Origin of the sequence: Paenibacillus rhizoplanae (genome assembly GCF_042684125.1) — a bacterium.
Taxonomy (GTDB): domain Bacteria; phylum Bacillota; class Bacilli; order Paenibacillales; family Paenibacillaceae; genus Paenibacillus_AQ; species Paenibacillus_AQ rhizoplanae.
Window position 1 is genome coordinate 151,490 of sequence record NZ_JBHUKY010000003.1, and the last position, 26,015, is coordinate 177,504.

The window sequence follows — 26,015 nt, forward strand, 5'->3', positions numbered from 1 at the left end:
GGAGGACCGGGAATGAGGAAGCCGTTAATCATGCTGCTCTCGATTCTCTTCAGTATGAGTGTGCTGGCCGGCTGCTCGGCGTCAAGCTCAGGCAGCCAGGCCAGCGGGCATGAACCGAATCTTGAAGTGTCCTTTACGGAAGGGAGCGCGCTGAAATCTGCCTTCACCGATACTGGGGTGAGCGGTATGACAGGTGTGCTCGAGAACGCGCAGCTCCGGCTGTTCATGGATGAAGCTACCGGAGGGATCGCTGTCAAGAATCTGTCGGACGGGACGCTCTGGTACAGCAACCCGCTGGACCGTGAAGCGGATGCCAAGGCCAGCGGGGATAATAAAGACCTGCTGTCCGCGCAGCTCAAGCTGGATTTCTATAACAACCTGGGTCAAGTCAGCTCTGTCAATTCGTATACGGACAGCGTGGCCCATAAGCAAATGAAGATGGAACTGACGCCGGAGGGCGTCAAGGTCTTCTACCAGTTCGGCACGGCCGCTGCAACAGCGGAGGATCTGCCGATGAAGATGGGCAAGGAGCGGTTCGAGGAGAAGATCATGAGCAAGATGGATAAGACCGGGCAGCGGACGATGAAAATTGCCTACAATTTCGATGAGGAGAACGGAGTATATACACGAAACGATGAAGCGCTGAAGGGGCTTCAGCTGGAGCGGACCCTGAAGGGCTTCGAGAAGGCAGGGTACACAGAGGAGGATCTGCAGCAGGATATCGCTGAGAACAACCTCAGCCAGACCAAGCCTGCGCCGCGTATTTTCCAGCTCGCCATTGAATATGCCCTGGACGGGGACCAGCTGGTCGTCAAGGTTCCGGTAGCGGATATCCGTTATCCTGCGGATTATCCGGTGAATGACATCTCCCTGCTGAGCTTCCTGGGTGCCGGAGGGAGCAAGGATTCCGGGTCCATCCTGGTGCCGGACGGCTCAGGAGCGCTGATTCATTTCAATAACGGCAAGACCCGTTATCCCGCATACAAGCAGGCAGTGTATGGTGTGGACGGGACGATGGAGACCACGGATGCCTACGCACAGCAGCAGGAGGTCAAGCTGCCGGTGTTCGGCCTGATCCGGGAGGAAGGCGCCATGCTGGGCATTATTGAACAGGGCGCATCCTTGGCCACCATCAACGCGGATACCAGCGGCAGATTGAACGGCTACAACTATGTGTATCCGAGCTTCACCCTGATTGCCAAGGGGGATCTTACCCTGACGTCAAGCGATCAGAACCGCACCCTGCCGAAATTCCAGCAGGAGCCGCCTAAGACAGATTATATCGTCCGTTACGCGTTCCTGAGCGGAGCGGAAGCGTCCTATCCGGGCATGGCGCGTTATTACCAGAGCTATCTGGCGAAGCATGGCGGACTGCCTGAGGCGCAGCCGGCAGCTTCCGCAGAAGCCCCTGTGAATACGCCGTTCTATCTGGAACTGGTGGGCGGAATCACGAAGACCAAGCATGTCCTGGGTATTCCGTATCAATCGCTGGAGGCACTGACCACCTTCGAGCAAGCTGAGAGCATTCTGGAGCAAATGAAGCAGCGCGGCATTGATAATATCAAGCTGAAATATGCCGGCTGGTTCAACCTGGGCCTGGATCATAAGGTGCCGGACCGGCTGTCGGTGGATAAGGCAATCGGCGGCAGTAACGGGCTGAACCGGCTGGCTGCATACGCTAAGGAGCAAGACATTCAGCTCTTCCCTGACGTAGCTCTGCTGCGGGCGAACCAGACCTCCGGCTTCCGGATTAACCAGAAGGCTTCCCGGATGCTCAGTGAGATTCCGGCAGCTGTCTATCCGTACAATATGGCCTTGAACCGGCGGGACCGTTCCTTCACCCCTGCCTACATTATTTCGCCAAGCAGGGTCGGCGGATATGTCGATGCCACGCTGAAGGAGCTTGCGCCGTTTCAGACCGGCGGCATCTCGCTGCGGGATATGGCCGATCAATTGAACAGTGATTTCCGCAAGAACCAGGAGATCGACCGGTCTGCGTCCGAGCAGATATCGGTCCAGTCACTGGAGAAGATCACCGGACAGTCCTTGCGCATTCTCGCAGACGGCGGGAATGCCTACGCCCTCCCGTATCTCTCTGACATTACGGATGCTCCGGTGTCCAGCAGCCGGTTCAAGCTGGAGGATGAGGAGATTCCGTTCTATCCGATGGTGGTGCGGGGATATGTGAATTACACCGGTAAGCCTTTTAACCTGTCCACGTTCACGAATCCAAGGCAATATATCCTGAAGAGCCTGGAGTATGGCTCCGGCCTCTATTATGAATGGATGTATGCGCCTAATTACAAGGTGAAGGATACCGACTTCGATAACCTGTATGCGGTCCATTATGAGCAGTGGATCAACCAGGCGGCTGAGATGTACACCGAAGTGAACAGAGTGATGAAGAACGTTCAGCATCAACGGCTGACCGGTCATGAGAAGCTGGCAGACGGTGTCTATAAAAGCACTTATGGTAACGGGATGTCTGTCATCGTTAACTACAATAAGACCGCAGTCCTTGCCGGGGGCCGGACGGTTGAAGCCGAAAGCTATATTACGGGTGGTGAGCAATCTTGAAATCCATACTTAGACTGGACCGCAGATCCTACAAAGAGCAAAAGGCATTCATGGGCTTCTTCTATGTGCTGCCCTGGCTGCTCGGCTTCATCTTCTTCTTCCTGATTCCGTTGCTGTCTTCGCTGCGCTACAGCTTAAGCTCGGTGCAGGCCAATTCCGACGGACTGATTGTTCATTTCAGCGGCTTCCAGAATTATGTTGAAGCACTGACGGTCAATACCGAATTCAACCGCTCGCTGGCCGATGCCATGATGAATATGGTCATCAATGTGCCGCTGATCGTTATCTTCAGCCTGTTTCTGGCGGTGCTGCTGAATCAGAAATTCATCGGCCGATCGCTGGCCCGCTCGATCTTCTTCCTGCCTGTCATTCTGGCCTCCGGGGTCATTCTGAGCCTGGAGAGCAGCAGCCTGATACAGGCGGTCAACGATCAGAACGCCGGTGCGGGGGCGATTCAGGGACTGGGCACCTTCGAGCTGGAGGGGCTGATGCTGGACGCGGGCTTAAGCGAATGGGTAGTGAACTATCTGACCAGCGCCGTGAGCCGTATCTATAGTATTGTGAGCCAGTCCGGCGTACAGATTCTGATTTTCCTGGCCGGCATCCAGACCATCTCGCCGCAGCTGTATGAGGCGTCCAAGATGGAAGGGGCAACCGGCTATGAGGCCTTTTGGAAAATCACTTTTCCCATGGTCAGCCCGCTCATTCTGGTGAATTCCATCTATACGATTATCGATTCCTTCTCGAATAACGCCATGACTGACCTGATCCGGGAGACCGGCTTCACCCAGTTCAACTTCGGTCTAAGCTCTGCGATGGCCTGGCTGTATTTCGCCGCAGTAGCCTTAATTCTGGCCGTCAGCAGCTATCTGATCTCGAAGAAGGTCTTCTACTATGATTAAAGGGAGGATGGGACTATTGCATGCGACCCGCTTACTGTCGCTCGAACGCTGGAAGAAATGGATATGGTCCTTCGTGCGGCTGACGCTCATTGCAGGCCTGTCGTTCGTGATCCTCTATCCGGTGCTCCAGAAGATATCCACGGCCTTCAAGGCCAAGAGCGATCTGTATTCACCGATTGTCGTCTGGCTTCCCGAGAATTATACGCTCGACAACTTCGTCAAAGCGATTGGAATTATGGATTACTGGCAGGCCTTGCTGAATACCTTCACCCTGTCGGCGCTGACTACAATCTTGACCGCCATCTCCTGCGCGCTTGCAGGGTATGGCTTCGCCCGGCTGAAGTTCAAGGGAAGCCAGCTGTTGTTCGCCGGGGTCATATTGACCATTCTGGTCCCACCGATCACGATTCTGATTCCGGTCTACCTGAATTTGAAGGATTTCAGCCTGATGGGGCTGATTCCGCTCTTAACCGGCGGCAAATCATTGAATCTGCTCAACACCTACTGGCCGTTTATTCTAACCTCTGCTACGGCGAACTCGCTGAAGGCGGGGCTGTACATTTTCATCTTCCGGCAGTTCTTCCGGGGGATTCCCAAAGAGGTGGAGGAAGCAGCTTACATTGACGGGGCCGGGGTAGGCAAGACCTTCTACCGGATTATGCTGCCTAACGCGATACCCTCGATTGTTACGGTGCTGCTCTTCTCGTTTGTGTGGCAATGGAACGACAGCTTCTTCACCACAACCTATCTGACCTCCAGCAAGGTGATGGCGACCCAGCTCGGCTCGCTGCCGTATAATCTGGCGATTCTGCTGGAGGACGGGGCCAATTCCAAGGCTGATCCGTTCTACCTCAGCATGGTCCAGGATACAGGGATTCTGCTGGCGATTCTGCCGCTGATTATTATCTACCTGTTCGTGCAGCGGTATTTCGTGGAGAGTATTGAGCGTACCGGGATTGTGGGTTAACCGTAGAAGGAGGATGACTATGCGCCAAAATAACAGAACAAGCACTCCGGCCAGACTGGCCCGGAGTATAGTCTTCGCAGCCGCGCTTCTAGGGTTATCCGGCTGCTCCGCTCCAGGCGGGGATGCGGCTCCGGCTGCCCCCTCGCCGGGGCCGCAGGAGAGCGCAGCGTCATCCCCGGCAGCCTCACCCGGCGGGACTCCGGCCGCGGCCGCTACAGCTTCGCCTGAAGCTGCGGCGGAAGCTCCGGTGCAGCAGGAGGCCGCGCCGCTGGCGGCAGCCTATGCGGATTACTTCCCCATAGGCGCTGCGGTGGAGCCGGACCAGACCGAAGGGGCCACGGCAGAGCTGCTGAAGCGGCATGTGAACTGGCTCGTGGCCGAGAATGCCATGAAGCCGGATGCGATTGCACCGGCTGAGGGCACCTTCACCTGGGAACGGGCCGACCGGATCGTCGCCTTCGCTAAGGCGAACGGCATGGGGCTGCGCTTCCACACCCTGGTGTGGCACAGCCAGACACCGGAATGGTTCTTCCGGGATGAAGCCGGTCAGGCGATGGCGGATGAGACCGATGCAGCAGGGCGCGAAGCGAACAAGAAGCTGCTGCTGAAGCGGCTCGACAGCTACATCACCGCTGTTGTCAGCCGTTACAAGGACGACATCTCCTCCTGGGATGTAGTGAATGAGGTGATTGAGCCGAATGACCCGGACGGCATGCGGGCCAGCGACTGGTATAAGATTACCGGCACCGGATTCATCGAGACAGCCTTCCGGTCGGCCCGCAAGGCTGGAGGACCGGGGCTTAAGCTGTACATTAATGATTACGGTACAGAGAGTCCGGAGAAACGGGACCGGCTCTACGAGCTGGTGAAGGATATGCTGGCGAAGGGAGTGCCGATTGACGGGGTTGGCCACCAGACCCATATTAATCTGGAGTATCCTTCGGTGGAGAGCATTATCGAATCCATGGAGAAGTTCCATGCCCTGGGCCTTGATAATCAGATTACCGAGCTGGATATGAGCCTGTATGTCTATAACGATCTCAGCGATGTCGGCCCTGTGGTTCCCGAAGACATCCTGCAGCGGCAGGCCGCGCGGTACGGTGAGCTATTCGCTGCTTTAAGAGACCGGAAGGAGCTGTTAAGCGGGGTCATGTTCTGGGGCATTGCGGATGATCATACTTGGCTGAGCACATTCCCGGTCGAGCGGACCGAAGCGCCGATGCTGTTCGACAGGCAGCATCAGCCCAAACCGGCCTTCCAGACGGTCACAGATTTTTAAATGGTAAAGAACGGGTAAGCCAAACAAGAATTGCACCTTACAATTCCTTTATTTTTGCCGGGATAATATAATATTCTGGTAGTAATAATCTTGCAAAGTGAGGTTGCAACTGGTGCCCAAAACAATCAAGAATACAATGGCCTGGACTGTCGCTGCATGCATGGCCGTACAACTGTTGACCGCTTGTGAGAAGAGTGATAGCCTTGCGGAGCGTTCTCCGGTCCCAGAAGGACAGCCGGGGAGCGCTCCGCTCTATGAGGAGCCGGGTCTAAGCAAGTACAATCCGCCGATTCAGCTGTCGTTCGTACGTGAGAACAACGATGCACTGGAAGAAATACTGAAGGAATTGCCGGGGGAGACGCTGGAGCATAACCGCTGGACCGAGCTGTATGAAGAGGTGCTCGGGATTAAGATTACCTATGATTGGACGGAGTGGAGCTCCATCTACTCCCGTAAGCTGGGGGTATCTCTGGCCTCCGGGGATATCCCCGATATTGTGCGGGTGAATGCTTCGCAGCTCAGGGTGCTGAGCAATGCAGGGCTGATCCAGGACCTGAGCGAAGTCTATGACCAGTATGCAACCCCGTTAACCCGCAAGGTGCTGAGCGAGGAAGGGACCGGTCCGTTCGAGACGGTTACCCTTGACGGCAAGCTTATGGCCATCCCGGAGACCAATTCGTCCATTGAGGGCGCGATGTTCCTGTGGATTCGGACGGACTGGCTGGAGCGGCTTGGCTTGCAGCCGCCGCAGACGATGGCAGAGGTGCTGACTATTTCGAAAGCGTTTACGCAGCAAGATCCTGACGCTAACGGCAAGCATGATACTTACGGTCTTGCGGCAACCAAATACCTGTGGGACCCGGTCATGGGACTTACCGGCTTCATGGCCGGTTATGGTGCGTATCCCGGAATCTGGATGAAGGACAAGACCGGTAAGCTGGTCTATGGAGGTATCCAGCCGGAGGTCAAGCATGCCCTGAAGGTGCTTCAGGACTTGTACCGGACGGGACAGATTGACAGGGAATTCGCCTTCAAGGACGGGGTCAAGGCCAGCGGCTGGATTGAGCATGAGCAGGTCGGCATGATGTATGGGGAGCAGTGGGGCTCCTTCCTCGTGCAGCTCAGCCGCGAGCATAATCCGCAGGCCGAGTGGCAAGCCTTCCCGCTGGTCTCGGAGTCCGGGGCACCGCCGAAGGTGCCGCTTCCGTTCAGCACCAACCAGTTCCTGGCGGTCAAGCAAGGTGTTCAGCATCCAGAAGCGCTGATCAAGCTGATTAACCTGCATCTGGAGAAGAACTGGGGGACTACGAGTGAGGTGGAGCGGTATTATAACGCTCCGCAGGCGGTGTGGAAGCTGTCGCCGGTGACGCCGTTTCCGGTGAAGAAGAATCTGGAGGCCTTCCGGGAGCTGGAGACCTTCCGGCGCACCGGCGATGCCTCCGTGCTTCAGGATGAAGCGAAGACGATCCAGAAGCGGATTGCCGCTTACGAGGCGGGAGGTGCGGACAGCGAGACAGGCTGGGGCTGGGAGCGGACGTATGGGCCTTCGGGTGCTTTTTCCATCCTGGACGGGTATGAACGTAAATCTCAGCTGCTCTATGAGAGCTTCGTCGGCGCACCTACAGAGACTATGATCGAGAAGCAGAATATTCTAAATAATCTTCAGATTGATGCCTTCCTTGATATCATTCAGGGCAGACCAATCAGCCAGTTCGATAATTTCGTGGCCCAGTGGAACAAGCTGGGCGGCGAGCAGATTACGGCTGAGGTCAATGACTGGTATGCAGAGAAGGGCGGGAGCGGCAAATGATCGGGCCTGAGCAGAGCAATGGAGGCGGTACACATGCTTAAGTTTCCTGCGGTGTCGATGCGCCACACTATTTTTATCCGGATGGTTGTCACTTATCTCGCTATTATTCTGCCGATTCTGCTGCTTGGACTCTACCTCTACAACTGGAGCTACAGGAATGCAAGCCAGGACCTGTCCAGAGCGACCCTGTCGCAATTAACCTATTATCTGGAGGACCTGAACCGCGAGGTGGAGTGGATGGAGATCCAGCAGTATGATCTTGCCCAGGATACCGAGCTGAACAAGATTGCCGTTACCTGGAACTATATGGACGATGTTCAAAAGCGGGAGAGCCTGAACTACATCACGCAGCGGCTCACCTCCCTGAAGAACAGCAGCGCCTACATCGGCGATGTGTTCGTTCATATCCGTACCATTAACAAAACGCTGTCCGCGATGAACGGCATTGATCATTTTGACAGCAGCAAGTTCAATTTCTTCCGGTCGGTCGATCTGAGAAAAGAAGGCCGGCTGATCAACTGGAACAACTTCCTGGAGTTAAGCGTTACCCAATCCAGCGGCAGGAGGAATGAGCCACCGCTGTTCATCGTTCAGATTGAGCTGGATAACGAGAAGCTGAAGGATTCGCTCCGGGCGATCAACGCGTACGAGGAGAGCGGCTCGCTGCTGGTCTCGCGGCTGACGGACTTTGCACTCGGTACAGAGAACAGCTCCCCGGAGATGATTGAGAGCTATCACCAGGCGATCGATGAGGGGAATCTGTACAACTGGGAGCTGGATGGAATACGGTATCATATTGACAGCTTCACCTCGGACAAGCTGGGGATGGCTGTGGCTACCTACTTGCCGGAGAAGGCGGTCAAGCGCCCGCTGACCAAGTTCGTGGTCTGGGCCTGGCTGTTCGCGGCGGCGTCCTTCCTGGCGGTGCTGATCTATTCCTACGCCACCTATAAGTTCGTCCAGAAGCCGCTGCTTGTGCTGATCCGCAGCTTCAAACGGATGGAGAGCGGCTCACTTGATATTCAGATTGACCATGGCCGCAAGGATGAATTCGGCTATCTGTATCTCCGGTTCAACCAGATGCTCAGCCGGCTGCGGATGCTGATTGACCAGGATTACACCCAGAAGCTGATGATGCAGCGGGCGGAGCTGAAGCAGCTCCAGTCGCAGATCAACCCGCATTTCCTCTATAACAGCTTCTTCATTCTCAGCGCTCTGGCGAAGCAGGGGGACAGCTCCCGGATTGAGGAATTCGCTGGCATGCTGGGCGAATATTTCCGGTTCATCACCCGTAACGGGGAGGATAATGTCCGGCTTGCGGAGGAGACGCGCCATTCCCGGATGTATACGGAAATCCAGAAGATGCGCTTCTCCAGGCGCATTCAGGTTCAGTTCGACGAGCTGCCGGAAGCCATGAAGGAGCTGCGGGTTCCGCGCCTGATTCTCCAGCCGATTATCGAGAATGCCTATGAGCATTGTCTGGAGAAGCAGGCGGAGGATGGGGAGCTGCGGGTTTCTTTTGAACAGGAGGAACGGGAGATCCGCATTATTGTCGAGGATAACGGAAGCGGGCTGACCGATGAACGGATCGAGACCTTGAGAAGGCGGCTGAATCAGAACGGCGGAACACATGAAGTTACCGGTATGAGCAATATTCACCGGCGCATCCAATTAATCTACGGGGAAGGCAGCGGCCTGTTCCTGGACAGAAGCACATTAAGCGGCCTCCGGGTAGAGATCCGGATCAGGCTGACAGGAGGTGAAGGTCTTGTACAGACTATTGATCGTTGATGATGAAGAGATAATAACAGACGGCTTATACGAGGCGTTCAATCAACTGCTACCGGACAAGCTTGATGTCTACAAGGTCTATTCGGCAAAAGCGGCCCTGGAGTGGCTCGCACGCACACGAATCGATATTGTGCTGACGGATATCCGCATGCCCGGCATGAGCGGGCTGGAGATGTCTGAGCAGATCCGGGAGTTTTGGCCGCGGTCGAGGATTGTTTTTCTGACCGGCTACAGCGAATTCGATTACGCCTATAGTGCGCTGCAGATTCCCGGGGCCCGTTATTTGCTGAAGACGGAGGGCTTCGACAAGATTATTGAGACGGTGCAGGAGGTGCTGCAGGAGATTGAGCAGGGCAATATGCTGAGCGAGCTGCTGGAGCAGTCCAGGGAGCAGCGCGATTCCATGGAGACGGCGGCGCAGGGTGATTATCTCCGCCATCTGCTTCAGGACAGCCAGGTCTTGTGTGCGGATACGGATGCTTTAAGCGCAGATTTCAGCAAGCTGGGTATCAGTTTGGAAGCCCAATTCCCGGTCATGCTCGTGCTTGGACGGCTTACATACCCGGAGGGCATCTCTTACATGGACCGGCGTGAGCTTCTGACCTCTTCCCGGCTGATCTGGAATTCCCATCTGGTGGAGATGACCCGGCATGCCTGGGTGCTCGACAGGCACGGGGATCTCCTGTGGCTGCTGCAGCCTCTGCATAATGCCGAGGCTGTCTTCGGCGGGAATTTCGCGCGGTATCTGGAGGGGACGCTGGAGATGATCCAGGAATCCTGCCGGCAGACGCTGGGCCTGCCGGTTGCTTTTACGGTCAGCGGCTCGGCCTGTGCCTGGACAGAGACCGGCCGCCATTACGAGCGGCTTCACCGGCTGCAGCAGATGAAGATCGGGGACGGCATCTCTATGGTGCAGATTGACCGCAGCGGTCCGCCCGAGCCTGACGTAATCCGTGAGACGGGGGTCCGGCTTCACCAGCGGGTGGAGAATCTTGCAGCCCATCTGGATGCCGGACGGCGGGAGCGGTTCGCCGAGACGCTGGAGGAGATCCGGGAAGGCATTCATTCGGGCGTCTCCGTGGAAGAGGCGGCCGAGCTGTATTATACGGTTGCGCTTGTGCTGCTGTCCCATATGAACCGCTCGGAGCTCTACAGCCTAGTTAATGAATATGGCAAGCTGATGCGGCTGGACGAGCATTCGTCCCTGGGGGAGGGCATCTCTTATCTGGAGAGGCTGGCCGCAGATCTCTTCGAGCGGAGAAGCACAGCCGAGAAGGAGCGCTCCTCAGAGGTTATTGAACGGATCTGCGAATATATCCACAGCCATTTGGGCGAGGACCTGTCTCTGGTGCGGCTGGCCGAGCTGCATTATTTCAATCCGTCGTACCTGTCCCGCTTCTTCAAGCAGGAGCAGGGCATTAACCTGTCAGAGTACATCGATCAGTGCCGGGCGGTCAAGGCGAAGGAGCTGCTGGTAAGTGAAGCGCTCAAAATCCGCGATGTAGCAATGTATGTCGGTTATGAGGCCCACCATTCCTTCACCCGGTTCTTCAAAAAAATGACGGGAATGACCCCCCAGGAATACAGGGAGTCTATGCATGCAAATCTATAATATGTCAGTCTATCAACTATAATCTGTAAGTCTATCAACTATAATCACACAGGTTTCCGCCCGTCTCCGTGCAGAGTACAATTCAGATGTATTCGCTTTCATGAAGACGGCATCCGCCGATTCCACGAAATGAGAAGGAGATGGGTATCTGTGAGAAAAAGGAAGTTAAGCTGGTCCATGAAGCTGCTGGTGATGCTGGCCCTGCTGCTTACGCCGATGCAGTCCGGCGGTGGCACGGCAAACGCTTGGGAGGGTTCGCCTGTTCCCAAGCTGCATGTAAGCGGCAATCAGCTGGTGAACAGCAGCGGACAGCCTGTGCTGCTAAGCGGCTGGCATCAGCCTACCGGGGCTTACTGGACGTATCAGAACAGCAATTATTATCTGAACCGCAACGGCGGGAACCGGCATAAGGCCACTCTGGAGTACCTGAAGGAGATCACGGATACCTTCACCAGCACCTCCGGCAAATACGGCAATAGCCACGGCTGGTACTCGAATCAGGTCCGCCTGTTCATCGACCGGGAGGATATGGGCGATGTCGCAGCAGGAACGTATAACTTCGCGGGCCTTCAGGCAGCTACCCAGAATCTGATCATTCCTTATGTGGAGTATGCGAAGACGAAGGGGCTGTATGTCACGCTGGGGCTGGACTTCACCCTGCTGGACAACAAAGCGACCACCCAGGCCAATCTGGACAAGTTCAATCAGATCTGGGGTTATCTGGCCTCTCAGCCGGGACTCAAGAGCGCGGATAATGTTATGTTCGAGCTGGTGAACGAGCCTGTGCTGAGCGATGTGAACGGACAATGGGGCGGCAATCCCTCCCAGCCGAACTTCGCGGCGTTCTGGAATTCGCTGAAGAACTTCCAGAACTCGATGATCTCGACCATCCGCAGCAAGGGCGCGGACAATGTGATCTGGGCTTCCGGGCTCGGCTGGGATCAGCATTACCAGCTGACGGCATCCAGTCCGCTGACCGACCCGCTGAACAATTACGGCTATGCCGTACACTGGTATCCGGGCTACGGCGCTTATGACAATTTCAACTCGCTTCAGCAGATCTGGGATAGCAGCATCAAGCCTGCTGCCGATGCTTACCCGATCAATATTACTGAAACTACCTGGTTCAAGAACCAGCCGGGAGACTCCTCGTATTGGGATCTGTTCAACGGTACGAACGCAGGCTTCGGTAAGAATACCAAAGCGATCTTCACCGCCGCCGGCAATGTCAGCATTGCCGTCCATATGAACGGCTTCCTGCTCGATCCCGGTCCCAAAAGCTCCTTCGCCGATCCGGACGGCGGATTGCTCTATGACGGCAACGCCACCCGGGACGGCATGGCGCGCTTTATCTTCGAATGGTATTATGAGCGGGCACAGTTCAACCCTTGGAACGGGGTGTGGAACGGAGTCACCAACAATGCGAAGTATAAGCTGATCAACCGGGCGTCAGGCAAGGCGATTGATGTTCCGAACGGGCAGAATACGAACTCCCTTCAGCTCCAGCAGTGGCCGGAGAACACCGCGCTGGCTCAGCAATGGACGGTTACGGATATGGGTACGTACAATAATATTTACCGGCTGCGCAGCGTGAATTCTTCCGACAATAAGGTGATGGATGTGCGCAACGGGTCGAAAAATAACGGCGAAGCCATCCAGCTGATGCAGGATCTGAATAACACCGCCCAGCAGTTCCGGCTCATCAAGCTGAGCAACGGCTACTGGAGCATTCTTAATGTGAACAGTAACAAGGCAGTCGAAGTCACAGGAGCCTCCACCGCAGACGGTGCGAAGCTCCAGCAGAACCTCTACCGTGGCGATCTCCACCAGCAGTGGAAGCTGGTTCAGGTGAACTAGAGCTTTATGGTAAGAGCCCCCTTCTCCATCTGCAGGGCGGTCCGGGACAGTACCGGATTGCCGTGCGGGGTGAAGGGGGTCTTTTGCGTGATGGAGTAGGGACGGATGTATACGAAAAACCGAATACATTGGGAGGGCGAGGAGCAGCGAGGGCAAATGTGTGTGAAAAACCGAATACATTCGGCATGTGCGGGGGTGCGAGAGCAAATGTGTGTGAAAAACCGAATACATTTGGCATGTGCGGGGGTGCGAGAGCAAATGTGTGTCAAAAACCGAATACATTCGGCATGTGCGGGGGCGCGAGAGCAAATGTATGCGAAAAACGGCTCTCCCCTGCCACTGCTGCAAGCAGCCTCCGCCGTATTTCAGTAACATGGGATATGCATCTTCGACTCTCCTGCAGTCGTAATGTCAAAAGCAACATCCATCCATATGAAAGCAACGTCAAGCTATAGCTTGCAAGGTCCTGTTGTGATTAAATACATAAAGAATACAGCATTTATGCTGATGATTACTAGCTGGCAACTAATCATGGAATGATGGACTCGAAAGGATGAATACGAATCATGGACAAACAGCAACAGCTCGGCTTAACGCCGCCGATGGGATGGAATTCGTGGAACACTTTTACTTGGGATATCAACGAGCAATTGATCCGGGAAGCGGCCGATACGCTGGTGGCGGACGGTTATAAGGATGCGGGCTATGATTACATTGTGATTGATGACTGCTGGAGCCTGAAGGACCGGGACAAGGATGGCAAGCTGGTGGCTGATCCGGTCAAATTCCCGAACGGAATGAAGGCGGTTGCAGATTATATTCACTCCAAGGGACTGAAGTTCGGGATGTACTCTTGTGTGGGAACGCATACCTGCGCCGGGTATCCGGGCAGCTTCGAGCATGAATTCCAGGATGCGGAGTCACTGGCGGAGTGGGGCGTAGATTTTCTTAAATATGACTACTGTTTCAAGCCCAGACATATGTCGGGGGAGCTGCTGTACAAACGGATGAGTCTTGCCCTCAAAAACTGCGGAAGGGACATCCTCTTCTCCGCATGTAACTGGGGGGAGGATAACGTCTACCAGTGGATTCGTGAATCCGGCGCACATATGTACCGGTCCACCGGCGACATTCAGGACAGCTGGGAATCGATCAAGACCCTCGCGCTGTCGCAGCTCGACAAAGCCGCCTACACCGGAGCCTACTGCCATAATGATCTGGATATGCTGGTAGTCGGCATGTACGGGGGCAGCAACAGTGACTTCATCGGCAGCCAGATCGGCGGCTGCACGGATGTGGAGTACAAGACCCACTTCTCGCTGTGGAGCCTGCTGGGATCTCCGCTAATGATCGGCAGTGATATCCGCAAGGCGAATGAAGCTACCAAGAAGATTCTGCTGAACCCGGATCTGATTGCGATCAACCAGGATATCGAGGGCCGCGGAGCTTACCGCATTAAGCCTGAGCCGCAGTGGTTCCATACCAATGAAGTGTTCATGCTGGTAAAAGTATTAGCAGACGGTGACTTGGCGATAGGGTTCTTCAACCTGAGCGATGGTCAAAGAGAGATGTCGCTGCAATTCTGGGATTTCGGGCTTCCGTATGCCTCCGGCAAATCGCTGTCGCTGTATGACTGCTGGGAGCACAAGGAGCTTGGGGTGTTCAGAGAACGGTTCGCTCCGGTTGTGCCAGCTCATGATTGTCTGGTTGTACGGGCGAAACTGGTGTAAAGAAAGAAGAGAAGCGTATGAGCATGAACAGAACCTGCAGACAATGCGGCGTCCCCTTAATGACGGATGATGTGGCGATTTACTTGAAGCTGGTCACGCGCAATGCCCAGGATTTCCTGTGCATCGACTGCCTCGGCGTCCAGTTGAAATGCGGACGAGAGCCCATTGAGCGGCTGATCCAGTATTTCAGGGAATCCGGCAAATGCGTGCTGTTCCGTTAACGTTACTGACAAGCCAGAGCAGCGGTCTCCAAGGATGGAGAACCGCTGCTCTGTGTATGTTTTGGGGCCCCCGCAAAGTACCTGTGTCATCATCGAAGCTAAAGCTCCACTTTATGGGGTTATTTTGTGTGGGACAGTGTTATCAAGACAGGGGGTATTACGTATATATACGGTTAACATTCGGGCTATATCTTCGGGCGGCATGGCACGGTCGCTCATGAACCAGTGATGGATAAGCCCAAATTGGGCGTTACCCAAATAAGCTATGGCATATTCAGTAAACAGGCGGCTTTCGTGATCCATCTCCGGTTGATGTTGTATAAGATTATCATATAAACGTGTACCCGTCAGATACCGCAGGCGTTCTTGGATCTCTGCCGGAGCATCCGGATGGAATAATGCCTTGAAAAAACTGGCATGCTGCTGCATATATTCAAAGGCCTTAGTGATAGGTGGGAAAGCTCCTTGCGGATCAGGGTAGTCGATTAACTCCTTCATATGGATGGGCTCAAATACCTCTAATAACCCTTGAATAAATGATGTTTCCTCAATCAGATGAAAAATATCTTTATAGTGCAAATAGAAGGTACCCCGGTTAATCCCTGCTTTTTCACATAGATTCTTGACCTTCAGCCCTTTAATTCCTTCCTGCTCCAAAATAGAAAATAAGGCATTCTCCATTAGGGTACGGCTGCGGACGACTCTCATGTCTGTACTCTGTTCAATCATGGGCTGATCTCCTTTTTACTGATAACCATTAATTAATCAACACTATTGACATTGTATCTATTAATATACACTTTGCCTGTAATGTTCATTGATCTCCTTGGTATGCCTGATTATAATAGGTCCTAGCGCTGGAATCAACATGTGTTCATTATCTTCGCCATGGCAGGAACTTAACTAGGAGGTTTAACATGGAATATCGTTTTCTTGGAAAGACCGGTACTAAGGTCAGCAGCTTTGCGCTTGGCGGGTCTGGTTTTGGAACCAGGACAAGTGAAGCAGAGAGCCGGCTAATCATAGATAAGGCTTTGGATTACGGGATTAATCTAGTGGATACCTCTAATATTTACGGACAGGGAGAATCAGAACGTGTGATAGGCCAAGCTATTAAGCACAGACGGGAGAACGTATTGCTGGCTACTAAATTTGGTGCGGAGTCCCCTGAGAAAATTAATCAGAGCGGCGGGTCACGCCGCTGGATCAGGACGGCTGTCGAGCAAAGTCTGTTACGTCTGCAAACCGACTATATAGACATTTATCAGCTTCATCTTCCGCTGGAATGGATGGGCTATGAAGAAATTCTGCTCACGTTAAACGATTTGGTGAGGGAGGGGAAAATTCATCATATCGGCACCTCCAATCACCTCGGCGGACAGCTTGTACAAGCACAGGCGATTAGCGACCGTTATCATATTCAGCGTTTTGTAAGTGAACAGACACCCTATTCGTTGATTAACCGGCGCATGGAATTTGAACTTGCGGGAATCGCCAAGCAGTACAATTTGTCTCTATTTGTGTATAGTCCCCTATCCGGGGGCTTGCTGACTGGAAAATATAAACCGGGCCAGCCCGCACAAAGCGGCACACGCGCTTCCGATTTAAAAGGATATATGGATAATCTCGACCCGGAACTTGCCGAAAATGAATACAAGTTCAAGCTCATTGCCCAATTGCAGCAGTTAGCCAATGAATCGGGGATTTCGCTGGCGGATATGGCCACCGCTTTTACACAAAGCCATCCGGCTGTTACCTCTACAATATGGGGACCACGGACCTTGGAGCAATTGAGTGCCTATATCTCCGGTGCGGAGACCAGGCTCAGTACAGATGTGCTGGATGCGATTGATGTTATTGTTCCGCCAGGTAAACGGGTAGATGACAAAGAGCAAACCTGGACCCCGGAGTGGATGAAGCCGGAACAGCGCAGACGGCATATGTAGCTGAACGAACCTTAAGTATAATAACAAAAGCGGCAGAACAAGACTGATAACAGTCCCGTTCTGCCGCTGTGTTATTTATTTCAATTCACGAAGCCCGCCTGCTCCAGCAATCTAAGAATCACTGTCGCCGCCTCTGCACGGGTGGCGGATTGCCCTGGATGGAATTGTCCGTCAGGCGTTCCGGTGATCAGGCCTGCCTGAACCGCCTTGGCCACATCCTGCTGCGCCCAGCCCGCAATCTTGCCTGCATCCTTGAAGGCTGCCGGCTGAAGCTCTGAAGCTGGGAGCGGCGAGCCTGCAAGAGCCATCGCCTTAATCAGAATAACGGTCATCTCCTGGCGGGTAATGATGTCGTTCGGCCGGAAGGTATTGTCCGTTCCGCCCTGCACCAGACCCAGCTCAGCGGCTGTTCCGACACTTCCGGTGTACCATGCGCCGGAGGGGGTATCCTTAAACGAAACATCTGCCGAACTGGAGGAGGAGTAGCCCAGCGCACGAACCATCATCGCTGCGAATTCTGCGCGCGTTGTGGTAGCGTTCGGTGCGAATTTGCTGTCCGTTAAGCCGGTGAGGATGTACTTGGAGGCCAGCTTTTCGACGGATGCCTGTGCCCAGTGCCCCTTGATATCCTCGAATGTCTTGTTGCTTGAAATTACCGCAAACGTGCCGTTGCTTGGACTGTAAAAGATTACACCGGTGCCGTTGATGACAGCCGGAACGAAGGTGAAGCTTCCGTCCTTTTCAATTCGCACCACAGTAGTATTGCGGCTATCCGCCGGAGCATCGAGCTGCAAGGTGTGCCGGGAATAGCTGCCCTTGAACCCCGGGATCTCCACCGTACGTCCATTGGCTTCAGCCGTTACCGTGTATTCAATGGCAGGGCTGATTACTTTGCCCTGGGCTGCCAGAACAGCCTGAAGGATCTCTTGCTGCCGCTGTTTCGGCAGGACCGTCATACTGACCTTAAGCTTCCAGTCCCCGGTTCCCAATTGCTGTTCCCAAGCAGCGGTATCAACCGCTTTTACAGGGAAGTGGAAGGTGCCGAGAGGAGACGAGACGGTGATCTGTTCCGCCGCTTTTACCTTCTGGGCATCCAATGTGGCTGTTGCAGTAGTTCCTGTAACCTCTGCTTCGACGGTCAAATGGCCGCTGCCGCTTGGTGCTTCTGGCTGAACAGGGGTGACCGAGCCAACGGTAGTGCCGCCCCCGTTGCCGCTACCGCCGTTCGTACCGCTATTGTTACCGCCACTATTGCCGCCGCCAGGATCACCGCCGCCGTTATTGCCGCCGCCAGGATCACCGCCGCCGTTGTTGCCGCCGCCGGGATCACCGCCGCCGTTGTTGCCGCCGCCGGGATCACCGCCGCCGTCAGTCACAAGCGTATGCCGCGGATAAATATCGAACCGGTCGAACGCAGGTGCGTATTGGTGCGGGACCGCTGTGTAAGGAGTGAAGCCTTGCGCCCCGGTTCCTCCATAAGGATTGGAGCCGCCGTCATACGTATTGTTATTGGAGAAGCGGATGCTGTTGGTGCCGGCCTTCAGCTCAACATCAAAGGTCTGAGTGGCGAACTGCTGCCATGAGATAGTGTTCTTGAAAAAGACGGTCTGCGGCTCTCCGCCGTTGACGCTAACTTGCGCATACCGTTCAACAACGTCATTGTTGTAAGCGTGCGTCCCGGCGCTTTCACCGTTCGCGTAGGTGACGACCAGCTTGTAGGTGCCTGCTTTGGACACTGTGATGTCCTTCAGCTCCAGATACCGCTCTGTTCCGTCATAGGAGGTAATACCGTTTACATATTTGCCGCCGGAGGCGTATTTGGCAAAGGCATCCTCACGGATGAGCGGCAGCTCGGAGCCGGCCGGAGTACCTACGACCGTTGCCGCCTCTGCCTCAACGGAATATACAGAAGTCTGGCTGACGAAGGCTGCGTTAATATAATCGAGACTAAGCGCAGCGCTGGAACGTACATCAACCAGGTTAATACCTGTGCGTAAGAAGGTTGGTACTGTAGCGGTCTTCCATTGTCCGCCGCTATCCGTAACAGGCAGATCCACGAGCGGCTTGCGGTCATGTTGAATTTGCATTTTGCCTGCGCCCGATGCTGCATAGCGGAGCTGCAGATCATACATGCCGTCCTCCAGTACACTTACTACAAAGCGGGTATTAGCGTCCTGGCTGCTGCCGTAACCGGTCACATATCCGGCGCCCTCGAAGCCTTCAAGGCTGCTTTCTCTCGACAACCCCAGCGCAGGATCGTAGTCGGCGAATTCCGCCTGTACGCGGTAATTGGGGTGTGCGCCCGGTAAGCCGCTATACGTCAGTTCGATCGCATCAAGGGTGGATTCACCCTGGCCCGCTTCTCCCGTATCCGGGTTGTATTTGCTGATGCCGATGGAATGTGTCCCTTGCGTCAGATCGGCGAAGATCGTATTGCCTCCCAGCAGCTGCATGTTGTAATCCGCACGCAGAACCACCTTCGTAGCCGGCTGATCGTCAATCTTGATGAACCATTCGGAATTGATGCGCTGATTCGCATCTCCGGTGTTGGATTGATTACGCATGGTGGAGGTTGCGCCGCTGCCTCCAATCAGATCCAGACGGTAGCTCCCGTCTGCCGGAACTGTAACCTCGGTCCACTTCACCAGGCTGTCCGCAGCCTTGATGCCTTGGACGTACTGGCCGTTCGAGGCGGAGCGTCCGGTGCTCTTGCGCGGATAGTGATCCGTGAGGGTCACGTTGGTCCGCACCTCGGCATTCTCAGCCTCGAAGCGCTGATAGAAAGTCTCCTTCGGGGCATGATCAACAGCCGGAGTAATGACTGCATAATACGCCGAGGTGTAATCGTTCAGGTTGACATCCAGAGTGACCGAGCCGTTCTTGACGGGATAATCGCGGTCCAGAATCTGGGTAGGCTCTACGAGAAAACCGGTCAAGCCTGTATATCCAGCGTGCCATACGGTGATATGCACGGCTTCTGCGTCTGTGAGGAAGGAGGGGCTGTTCCCATTGCCGGTCACGTTGTTGAACACGATCTGGCCGTCTCCTTGTGTGCCTCCGAACGCGATACCGACCTGCTTTTTGTTGTCTTGAATGGAGCTTAGCCCATACAAGCCGGGGCCGAAGGCGTCATTCTCATGTCTCGCGTTGATGACCTCTATCTTGGCCATATCGCCGCCCATCATATCGGCATACCATTTGTAGAGCCACCATGCCCCGTTAGGCTCGTTCTGCCCGGCGAGCAGCGACCCGTAGGAGTTGGCCGTGTTCCAATACGGCAGCATGCTGTTCATTTTCAGCTCATCATAACGTGCGATGTAATGAATCAGCGAGCCGCCTACGGCAATCTCCGAGGTTGCGGCATACTCATTGATGTCCACTTTGATCGGGAAGGGAACCGTCCGGTCCGGGTACAGCTCTTTATAGCGCTGCAAGGACCCTGCTTCCACCGTCCGGAAGGTGGCTACGTTCGAGGGAGCCTGGTTGAAGGCTTTGTCCCACAGCATATGCCAGCTGATAATGTCCGGCAGACAGTCATTTTCTACGCAGTAGGGAATGAAATCCTCGAATACCTTGGCTCCATATTGGGTTAGATTTACTCCCGAAATGACTGCGCCGGGGTCAATCTCTTTGATCTTTTTCGTTACCGCCAGCCAGTCGCTGTTGAATACGGCTCTTGAATTCTTGCCTGTCTGGTTATCCGCCAGCAGCTGGGGATAACGGGTATTGTTCTGCTCAGGCTCATTGAACGGGATATAGATGAATCTGGCATCCGCATCCCGTCCCGGATTCGCGGCCTCCCATTGCTGCTTGTAGGCCTTGACAGCTGTTGTAATCGGAATGACGGCCTCCTGAATATATTCGTTAGCCGTTCTGGACGGATAGTACCAATGCTGATAATAATCCTGCATAACGATATTTACAGCTTCCCCGCCGGCCTCGAAGAAATAGTCCGATACCCGGAGCGCGTCGCCAGTCGGATGCTGAATACCGTTCGGCGGTTTTTGGGAGATATGCGAGGGCTTGATCGGAATCAGTGTATTGATATCCGGCACATTCGGCTCGCTGATCGCATACAGTGCGCCGGAAGAGCCATGGAATACAGGTCCGAGCGAGCGGTCTGCCAGATCGACCGAGATTTTGGCTGGCTTGGCTGAAGTGTTCTCTTCATGCTTCGTCGCCGCATAGAGTGCGCTTACCTGATTGGCATCTAACTGGACATTGTAAATCCGAAGATCGTCGAATTTCCCCTTGATATCTCCATCCGAGGTATAGAGCGATCTGCCGAAATCATTGAATTTCAAGGCGTTCAGATAATCACGCGAGAAGAAATGCTCCAGAACGGAGGGCATGGTCGCTCCTGATGAGCTTTTGCCCTGATCCAGACCTTTGATGCCAACGGGAACACCGTCCAGGTATACCTCGTAGGCCCCGCTGCTGGTCATAGTGACGGTCACCTGCTGCCACTTGCCCTTAGCCGGGTTACGGTTCCAGACGATATCGCCTTTGTAGCTGGCAATCTGGCTTGGGTTCGTGCCGGTATAGACCCGGTTGCTGAAGGTGCCGTCTCCGGCGATGATAATGAACTCGGAATCCTGCCAGCCGCTAACCCCGGCATTCGTCAGCCCCTTCTCGGCAATTGTGGAGGACAGCAGACGGTTATAGGCGTTAGCCGAAGAGTCGATGTTGGCCCAAAAGGAGATGGACAGTTCATCCTTGATTCTGCTGTAGAGCTGATCGGGCAGCTTCAGCCAGGCAGTACCGTTCCCGCCGCCGGGTAAAGAGAGGACGTCTCCGCGCTGGTCGTCATAGACAATGGCAGCGACTCCCTTAAGCTCGGCGCGTTCAGCGGCCGCATCGGGGTAGACGCTGTTCACCACCGTGGTGCGGTCAAGCACCTGTCCGGGGCGGAAGCTCCATTGGAACAGCGGGGCCGCTTCAGCAGCGGTCTTCATCTGGACTTGCTCAGGGGCAGTCTCCTGAACAGGAGCAGCCTCCGGCAGTGCAGCAGCGTCCGCCACCGCAGCAGCATCCGGCTCCGCCGGGGAAGCAGGGACTTCATCGGAGTCAGGTGCCGTAACCGGACCGGTCACTAACTCCGAATCAGTCACCCATACAGAATCTTCCACAGGAACCGGGTCTGCTGCCGGAGCTGTGGAAGCGCTTGCCAAACTGGAGGGCAGGAGAGTCAGAATTGCCAGTATAGATATCAGTGAACGCTTAAGATATAGCCTCAATAGATACTCACCTCTTTTGTTTTTTGGGGATACCTGTCCTAATAGAACGGTCTTCGAACTTGAAACAATTCTCTATTCACTAACACTTATCTCCGCTATCTCTGCATAGGCACCGCAACCTCCCTGTCATTGCTGCTTCGCTTCACCGAGAATGTTAAGTGAATGACCCTTACTATAAAATCAAGCTTTTTTACTGTTTTTGTTCCTTTCTTTACGTCTCTGGGTTCCTGCCTGGAGCGAACAGACAGGGAAGCAGAAGCGGGAGCCGCAGAATCCTGCCAGCCCTTTCCCCGTAATCTCCCTACATGTAAAAAAGGGAACGAAAAGAGTAAAAAAAAGACATGCAGAGCAGGGTGGCGGGAAAGCAGCCGGGAGTCTATCATTAAAGGTATTCTACAAAGGTGTTCCACAAAACTCTGCCGCCGGAGGTTATGACTTGAAAGCACCCTTCACCTTGAAGCCCAGTCGCCGTTTTGTGAGCGTGAAGAACAAGATGCTGTTCTTTTTCCTGCTGGCCATTCTGATTCCGGTTGTGATTCTGTTCGTTAACTCCTATATATCCTCCCAGCAGATGCTTGAACGTAAATATACGGACCTGCTGGCCGATGTGACGAGGCAATCGAATATCCGCATCGAGGAATTCCTGGAGGACACGAAGCAGATTTCGCTCATCGCCAGCTACGGGATTAACAGCTACATCTCAGCCGTCTCGCAGGAGAACTACCCGGTACAGAACTATCTGCACGACAGCTCTGTGACGAACGAACTTCAGGCCACGCAATTGCTGATGAATTACATCACTATGAAGGACCGTGCCATCTCTATCTATGTCTACAATCTGGTGAATGGGAGCGATCTCTATGTGGCCCCGAACAAGCCTGTCGACTATACGTATAACCCCCGTGAGGAGGACTGGTTCACCGAATTCCTGCGTTCTGACGATATTACGCGCGATCTGCCGACCCGGCTGGACCTGCAGACCAAGGCGGACAGCAATTGGACGGTTTACAATCTGCGTAAAATCTTCGATATGGAGAATGGCAAGCTGCTCGGCGTAATGGCGGTAAGTGTAGACATTGACTTCATCAACCGGCTGAACAAGCGGATGGAGGCAGGCAACCGCTCGGCCTTCACCGTTACCGATGACAGCGGCATGATTATATTCAACAACAATTATAACCTGATCGGCAAGCCGTTCAGGACACTTTTTCCGGTCCGTGAGGAAGAACTTGCCGCAGGTTCAGGCAGGCAGATTGTCCGCGTAGCCGGGAAGGACTATATTCTGATCCAGTCGCCATTTGAGGAACATAACTGGAAGACTTATATGTACATGCCGGTGGAAGAGCTAGCGGTCGAAGGCTACATCCTGAAGCGGAATCTGTGGACGATTGCCGTCGTGCTGCTCTTGTTCGCCCTGGCCAGCTCGGTGTACATGTCGAATCTGATCACACGGCCGATCAAGCAGCTGATCCGCAATATGACGCTGGTGGAGCAAGGGAAATTCGATAATCTGCCGGCGGTCCGCTCGAATGACGAGATCGGTGTCATGGCCAGCCGGTTCGAGCAGATGTCTGCTGAACTGAAGCAACTGGTGGAGCGGATCTACGTGGAGCAGGAGCAGAAGGTTGAGGCCGAGATCCGGGCCTTGCAGGCGCAGATCAGCCCCCATTTCCTGTACAATACGCTGAATTCGGTCAAGTGGATCGCCACCATGCAGCAGTCGGACAAAATTGTAGAGATGACCGGGGCGCTGATCTCCATGCTCCGCTATACCGCCAAGACGGACAACCGGCTGGTGCCGATCCGCGAGGAGCTGGAGCACATCGGGCATTATATCGTCATTCAAAAGGTGCGTTATTTCAACCGGATCGAATTCCATTCAGAAGTGGAGGAGACGCTTGCGGAGCAGGAGATTCCGAAGCTGAGCATCCAGCCGCTGGTCGAGAATGCGATCTTCCACGGAATTGCCGACCAGGAGGACGGGCTGCTGTCTATCGAGGTCCGGCGGGCCGGGAATGCTGAACTCAACATTACGGTCAGAGACAACGGTGCGGGCATAAGCGCTGAGGCGGCAGCGAAGCTGCGCAGCAGACTGGGCGGTGCAGAGGACAGCGGCGGCATCGGCGTTACCAATGTGCATCAGCGGGTACGCCGGTTATACGGCGAGCCGTACGGGGTATCGTTCGAGAGCAGTCCGGGGCAGGGTGCGGTATTCGTGATCACAATTCCCATTCGGGACAGGAAGGGGGGCTATTGAGTATGCTGGGTGTGATTATCGTGGATGACGAGCTGCTGATGCGTATCGGTCTGAAGTCGATCATTCAATGGGAAGATGAGGGCTTCACGATTCTGGGGGAGGCCGCCAACGGGCGCGAGGCGCTGGAGCTGGCCGGGACGCACCGGCCGGATCTGATTATTACGGATATCAAAATGCCGGTGATGGACGGTCTGGAGCTGATCCGGGAGGCCCGGCGGCTGGACATCGGCGGGCAATTCGTCATTCTTAGCTGTCTGGAGGAATTCCAGTATGCCCAGGAGGCGCTCCGGCTCGGGGCGGCGGACTATCTGATCAAGAGCGACATGAAGCCGCAGCAGCTGGTGCATGTGCTGGAGACGGTCAAGAAGCGGGCCGTCCGCCTCTCCGCAGGCAGTTCCGCCGGAATGCCGCCCGGCTCCTACAAGGAGAGCATCGAGCATTTGAAGGAGACGCTGTTCAAGGAAGTGCTGAGCGGCTTCAAGGGAGCCGAAGAGGTGCTCGCCCGTCGTGAAGCGCTGCACATCCGCTTGTCGGACGGGCCGATGGTGCTGATGAAGCTGCGGATCAACCGGTTCGACCAGCTCCGGCGCAAGTACGTGGAGCAGGACGAGAAGCTGCTGCGCTATTCGGTGGCGAATATTCTGGAAGAGATCCTGCCCCGCAAGCGGGCGAAGGAGATCATTGTCATGAATTCTGCTGAATATGTGCTGCTGCTCGATCTCGGGGAGGAAGGGCGGATTGTCCGCACGGAGATCGAGCGCGCCGCCGCCAAGATCCAGGCGGCGATGAAGGATTTCCTGAAGCTGACCCTGTCGATCGGCGTCAGCGCTCCGGCTCCCGGCTTTGGCGCCCTGAAGCGGGCCTATCAGGAGGCGGACATGGCGCTTGACGAGCTGTTCTTCGCCAGCGGGAGCGGCCTGTCCTTCTATGATAAGGCCAGGAGCCGTCAGAGAAGGGGGGAGCGGCTGTTCATCGACAAGCCTTGCATGCGGAAGTTCAGGCAGGATACCGAGAGCGGGAGCGAAGGGGCGCTTGCCTTCCTGAACAGCCTGAAGGATACTATGCTGCTGGAGGGCTGCACGAAACAGGCGGCGCGTTCGACCTACATACGGATGCTTGGCGCGATTCTGTCCTGCTTCCCGGCGCTTCCCGAGCCGAATGAAGCCGGGCTTACGGTGTACGAGAGCATTCTCCATGAAGAGAGTCTGGAGGGGCTGCACCAGACCGTCGCCGGTTATCTGGAGCAGTGCAGAGCGCAGATGTCGGAGGGACAATCCTCCCGGAGTTATGCAGAGCAGGCGAGTGAGCTGATGATGCAGCTCTACGCAGAGGATATCTCGCTGCAGTCGGTGGCGGAGCAGATTAACGTGAACGCCTCCTATCTCAGCAGGGTATTCAAGCAGGAGACCGGCGAGAATTTCGTCAGCTTCCTGACCCGGCTTCGTATGGAGAAGGCCAAGAGCCTGCTCAGGGACAGGAACATCAAGGTCTATGAGGTTGCTGAGCGTGTGGGTTATCCGAACACCGCTTATTTCAGTAAGCTGTTCAAGAAGCTGAACAGTATGAGTCCCGAGGAATACCGGGGCTAGAAAAGTGTCAGATTAACGGACCTGAGAGACCCTATTCCCAGCAAAACGCCACCTTTTGCGGATTAACGGACTGAGGAGCCCTTATCGTCTCTCTACGAGAGGTTTAGGAGTAGAGATTCCAAGAATAAGCTCCATGATGGGTTTAGAATAGATAGTAGACGCCACTTAACGGACGGAGGGATAATAAGGATCACGGAGGTGTGTTGCCATGGGTGAACAACGAAAACGGTACAATGAAGA

General features: G+C 54.8%; 15 protein-coding genes. 13 read left to right on the plus strand and 2 right to left on the minus strand.

The features are described from left to right. The first annotated feature begins 12 nt into the window (after positions 1 to 12). From ACFSX3_RS00875 to ACFSX3_RS00920, 10 genes are all read left to right on the plus strand, one after another. Positions 13 to 2,577, plus strand: coding sequence for a DUF5696 domain-containing protein (locus tag ACFSX3_RS00875; RefSeq protein WP_209992406.1), 2,565 nt, complete (start codon positions 13 to 15; stop codon positions 2,575 to 2,577). Then, on the plus strand, positions 2,574 to 3,479 hold the full coding sequence (locus tag ACFSX3_RS00880) for a carbohydrate ABC transporter permease (protein ID WP_339224228.1): 906 nt from the start codon (positions 2,574 to 2,576) through the stop codon (positions 3,477 to 3,479). The genes ACFSX3_RS00875 and ACFSX3_RS00880 overlap by 4 nt, the downstream gene beginning before the upstream one ends. After that, complete coding sequence (locus tag ACFSX3_RS00885; protein ID WP_379312508.1) at positions 3,472 to 4,446, plus strand: carbohydrate ABC transporter permease; 975 nt, start codon at positions 3,472 to 3,474, stop codon at positions 4,444 to 4,446. Before ACFSX3_RS00880 ends, ACFSX3_RS00885 begins: the two co-directional genes overlap by 8 nt. Positions 4,447 to 4,465: 19 nt before the next feature. After that, entirely contained in the window at positions 4,466 to 5,725 is a 1,260-nt protein-coding gene (locus ACFSX3_RS00890; RefSeq protein WP_379256762.1) for an endo-1,4-beta-xylanase, read from the plus strand. A gap of 136 nt (positions 5,726 to 5,861) precedes the next feature. Continuing rightward, on the plus strand, positions 5,862 to 7,535 hold the full coding sequence (locus ACFSX3_RS00895) for an extracellular solute-binding protein (protein ID WP_209992500.1): 1,674 nt from the start codon (positions 5,862 to 5,864) through the stop codon (positions 7,533 to 7,535). Between the two features lie 33 nt (positions 7,536 to 7,568). Further along, a complete protein-coding gene (locus tag ACFSX3_RS00900) occupies positions 7,569 to 9,326 on the plus strand; it encodes a sensor histidine kinase (RefSeq protein WP_209992404.1) in 1,758 nt (585 codons plus the stop codon). After that, positions 9,304 to 10,938: a response regulator gene (locus ACFSX3_RS00905; RefSeq protein WP_209992403.1), complete on the plus strand. Its 1,635-nt coding sequence runs from the start codon at positions 9,304 to 9,306 to the stop codon at positions 10,936 to 10,938. The genes ACFSX3_RS00900 and ACFSX3_RS00905 overlap by 23 nt, the downstream gene beginning before the upstream one ends. Before the next feature lie 150 nt (positions 10,939 to 11,088). Further along, positions 11,089 to 12,795 (plus strand): RICIN domain-containing protein, encoded by a 1,707-nt coding sequence (locus ACFSX3_RS00910; RefSeq protein ID WP_379256759.1) that lies wholly within the window; start codon positions 11,089 to 11,091, stop codon positions 12,793 to 12,795. Between the two features lie 566 nt (positions 12,796 to 13,361). Next, entirely contained in the window at positions 13,362 to 14,525 is a 1,164-nt protein-coding gene (locus ACFSX3_RS00915; RefSeq protein WP_209992402.1) for a glycoside hydrolase family 27 protein, read from the plus strand. Between the two features lie 17 nt (positions 14,526 to 14,542). After that, positions 14,543 to 14,746 (plus strand): hypothetical protein, encoded by a 204-nt coding sequence (locus ACFSX3_RS00920; RefSeq protein WP_209992510.1) that lies wholly within the window; start codon positions 14,543 to 14,545, stop codon positions 14,744 to 14,746. A 111-nt stretch (positions 14,747 to 14,857) separates the two neighbouring features. On the opposite strand, the gene ACFSX3_RS00925 is transcribed toward ACFSX3_RS00920, so the two are convergent. Then, a complete protein-coding gene (locus tag ACFSX3_RS00925; protein WP_209992401.1) occupies positions 14,858 to 15,475 on the minus strand; it encodes a TetR/AcrR family transcriptional regulator in 618 nt (205 codons plus the stop codon). A 188-nt stretch (positions 15,476 to 15,663) separates the two neighbouring features. On the opposite strand from ACFSX3_RS00925, the gene ACFSX3_RS00930 reads away from it, so the two are divergent. Continuing rightward, the gene (locus ACFSX3_RS00930) at positions 15,664 to 16,692 is read left to right on the plus strand and encodes an aldo/keto reductase (protein ID WP_209992400.1); all 1,029 of its coding nucleotides are present in this window, start codon (positions 15,664 to 15,666) and stop codon (positions 16,690 to 16,692) included. Positions 16,693 to 16,772: 80 nt separating this feature from the next. Here ACFSX3_RS00930 and ACFSX3_RS00935 read toward each other — a convergent pair whose 3' ends face one another. Beyond that, positions 16,773 to 21,929, minus strand: coding sequence for an S-layer homology domain-containing protein (locus ACFSX3_RS00935; RefSeq protein WP_209992399.1), 5,157 nt, complete (start codon positions 21,927 to 21,929; stop codon positions 16,773 to 16,775). A gap of 436 nt (positions 21,930 to 22,365) precedes the next feature. Between ACFSX3_RS00935 and ACFSX3_RS00940 the strand changes: the two genes are divergently transcribed. Continuing rightward, positions 22,366 to 24,186, plus strand: a complete 1,821-nt coding sequence (locus tag ACFSX3_RS00940; RefSeq protein WP_379256757.1) for a sensor histidine kinase — start codon at positions 22,366 to 22,368, stop codon at positions 24,184 to 24,186. Positions 24,187 to 24,188: 2 nt separating this feature from the next. Continuing rightward, positions 24,189 to 25,775: a response regulator gene (locus ACFSX3_RS00945; protein WP_339225389.1), complete on the plus strand. Its 1,587-nt coding sequence runs from the start codon at positions 24,189 to 24,191 to the stop codon at positions 25,773 to 25,775. Positions 25,776 to 26,015: the final 240 nt, after the last annotated feature.

What these genes read in the sequence shown, in the direction of transcription:
- ACFSX3_RS00875 (WP_209992406.1), top strand. Translation starts at nt 13, where the DNA reads ATGAGGAAGCCGTTAATCATGCTGCTCTCGATTCTCTTCAGTATGAGT.
- ACFSX3_RS00885 (WP_379312508.1), top strand. Translation starts at nt 3,472, where the DNA reads ATGATTAAAGGGAGGATGGGACTATTGCATGCGACCCGCTTACTGTCG.
- ACFSX3_RS00890 (WP_379256762.1), top strand. Translation starts at nt 4,466, where the DNA reads ATGCGCCAAAATAACAGAACAAGCACTCCGGCCAGACTGGCCCGGAGT.
- ACFSX3_RS00895 (WP_209992500.1), top strand. Translation starts at nt 5,862, where the DNA reads ATGGCCTGGACTGTCGCTGCATGCATGGCCGTACAACTGTTGACCGCT.
- ACFSX3_RS00900 (WP_209992404.1), top strand. Translation starts at nt 7,569, where the DNA reads ATGCTTAAGTTTCCTGCGGTGTCGATGCGCCACACTATTTTTATCCGG.
- ACFSX3_RS00915 (WP_209992402.1), top strand. Translation starts at nt 13,362, where the DNA reads ATGGACAAACAGCAACAGCTCGGCTTAACGCCGCCGATGGGATGGAAT.
- ACFSX3_RS00920 (WP_209992510.1), top strand. Translation starts at nt 14,543, where the DNA reads ATGAGCATGAACAGAACCTGCAGACAATGCGGCGTCCCCTTAATGACG.
- ACFSX3_RS00925 (WP_209992401.1), bottom strand. Translation starts at nt 15,475, where the DNA reads ATGATTGAACAGAGTACAGACATGAGAGTCGTCCGCAGCCGTACCCTA.
- ACFSX3_RS00930 (WP_209992400.1), top strand. Translation starts at nt 15,664, where the DNA reads ATGGAATATCGTTTTCTTGGAAAGACCGGTACTAAGGTCAGCAGCTTT.
- ACFSX3_RS00945 (WP_339225389.1), top strand. Translation starts at nt 24,189, where the DNA reads ATGCTGGGTGTGATTATCGTGGATGACGAGCTGCTGATGCGTATCGGT.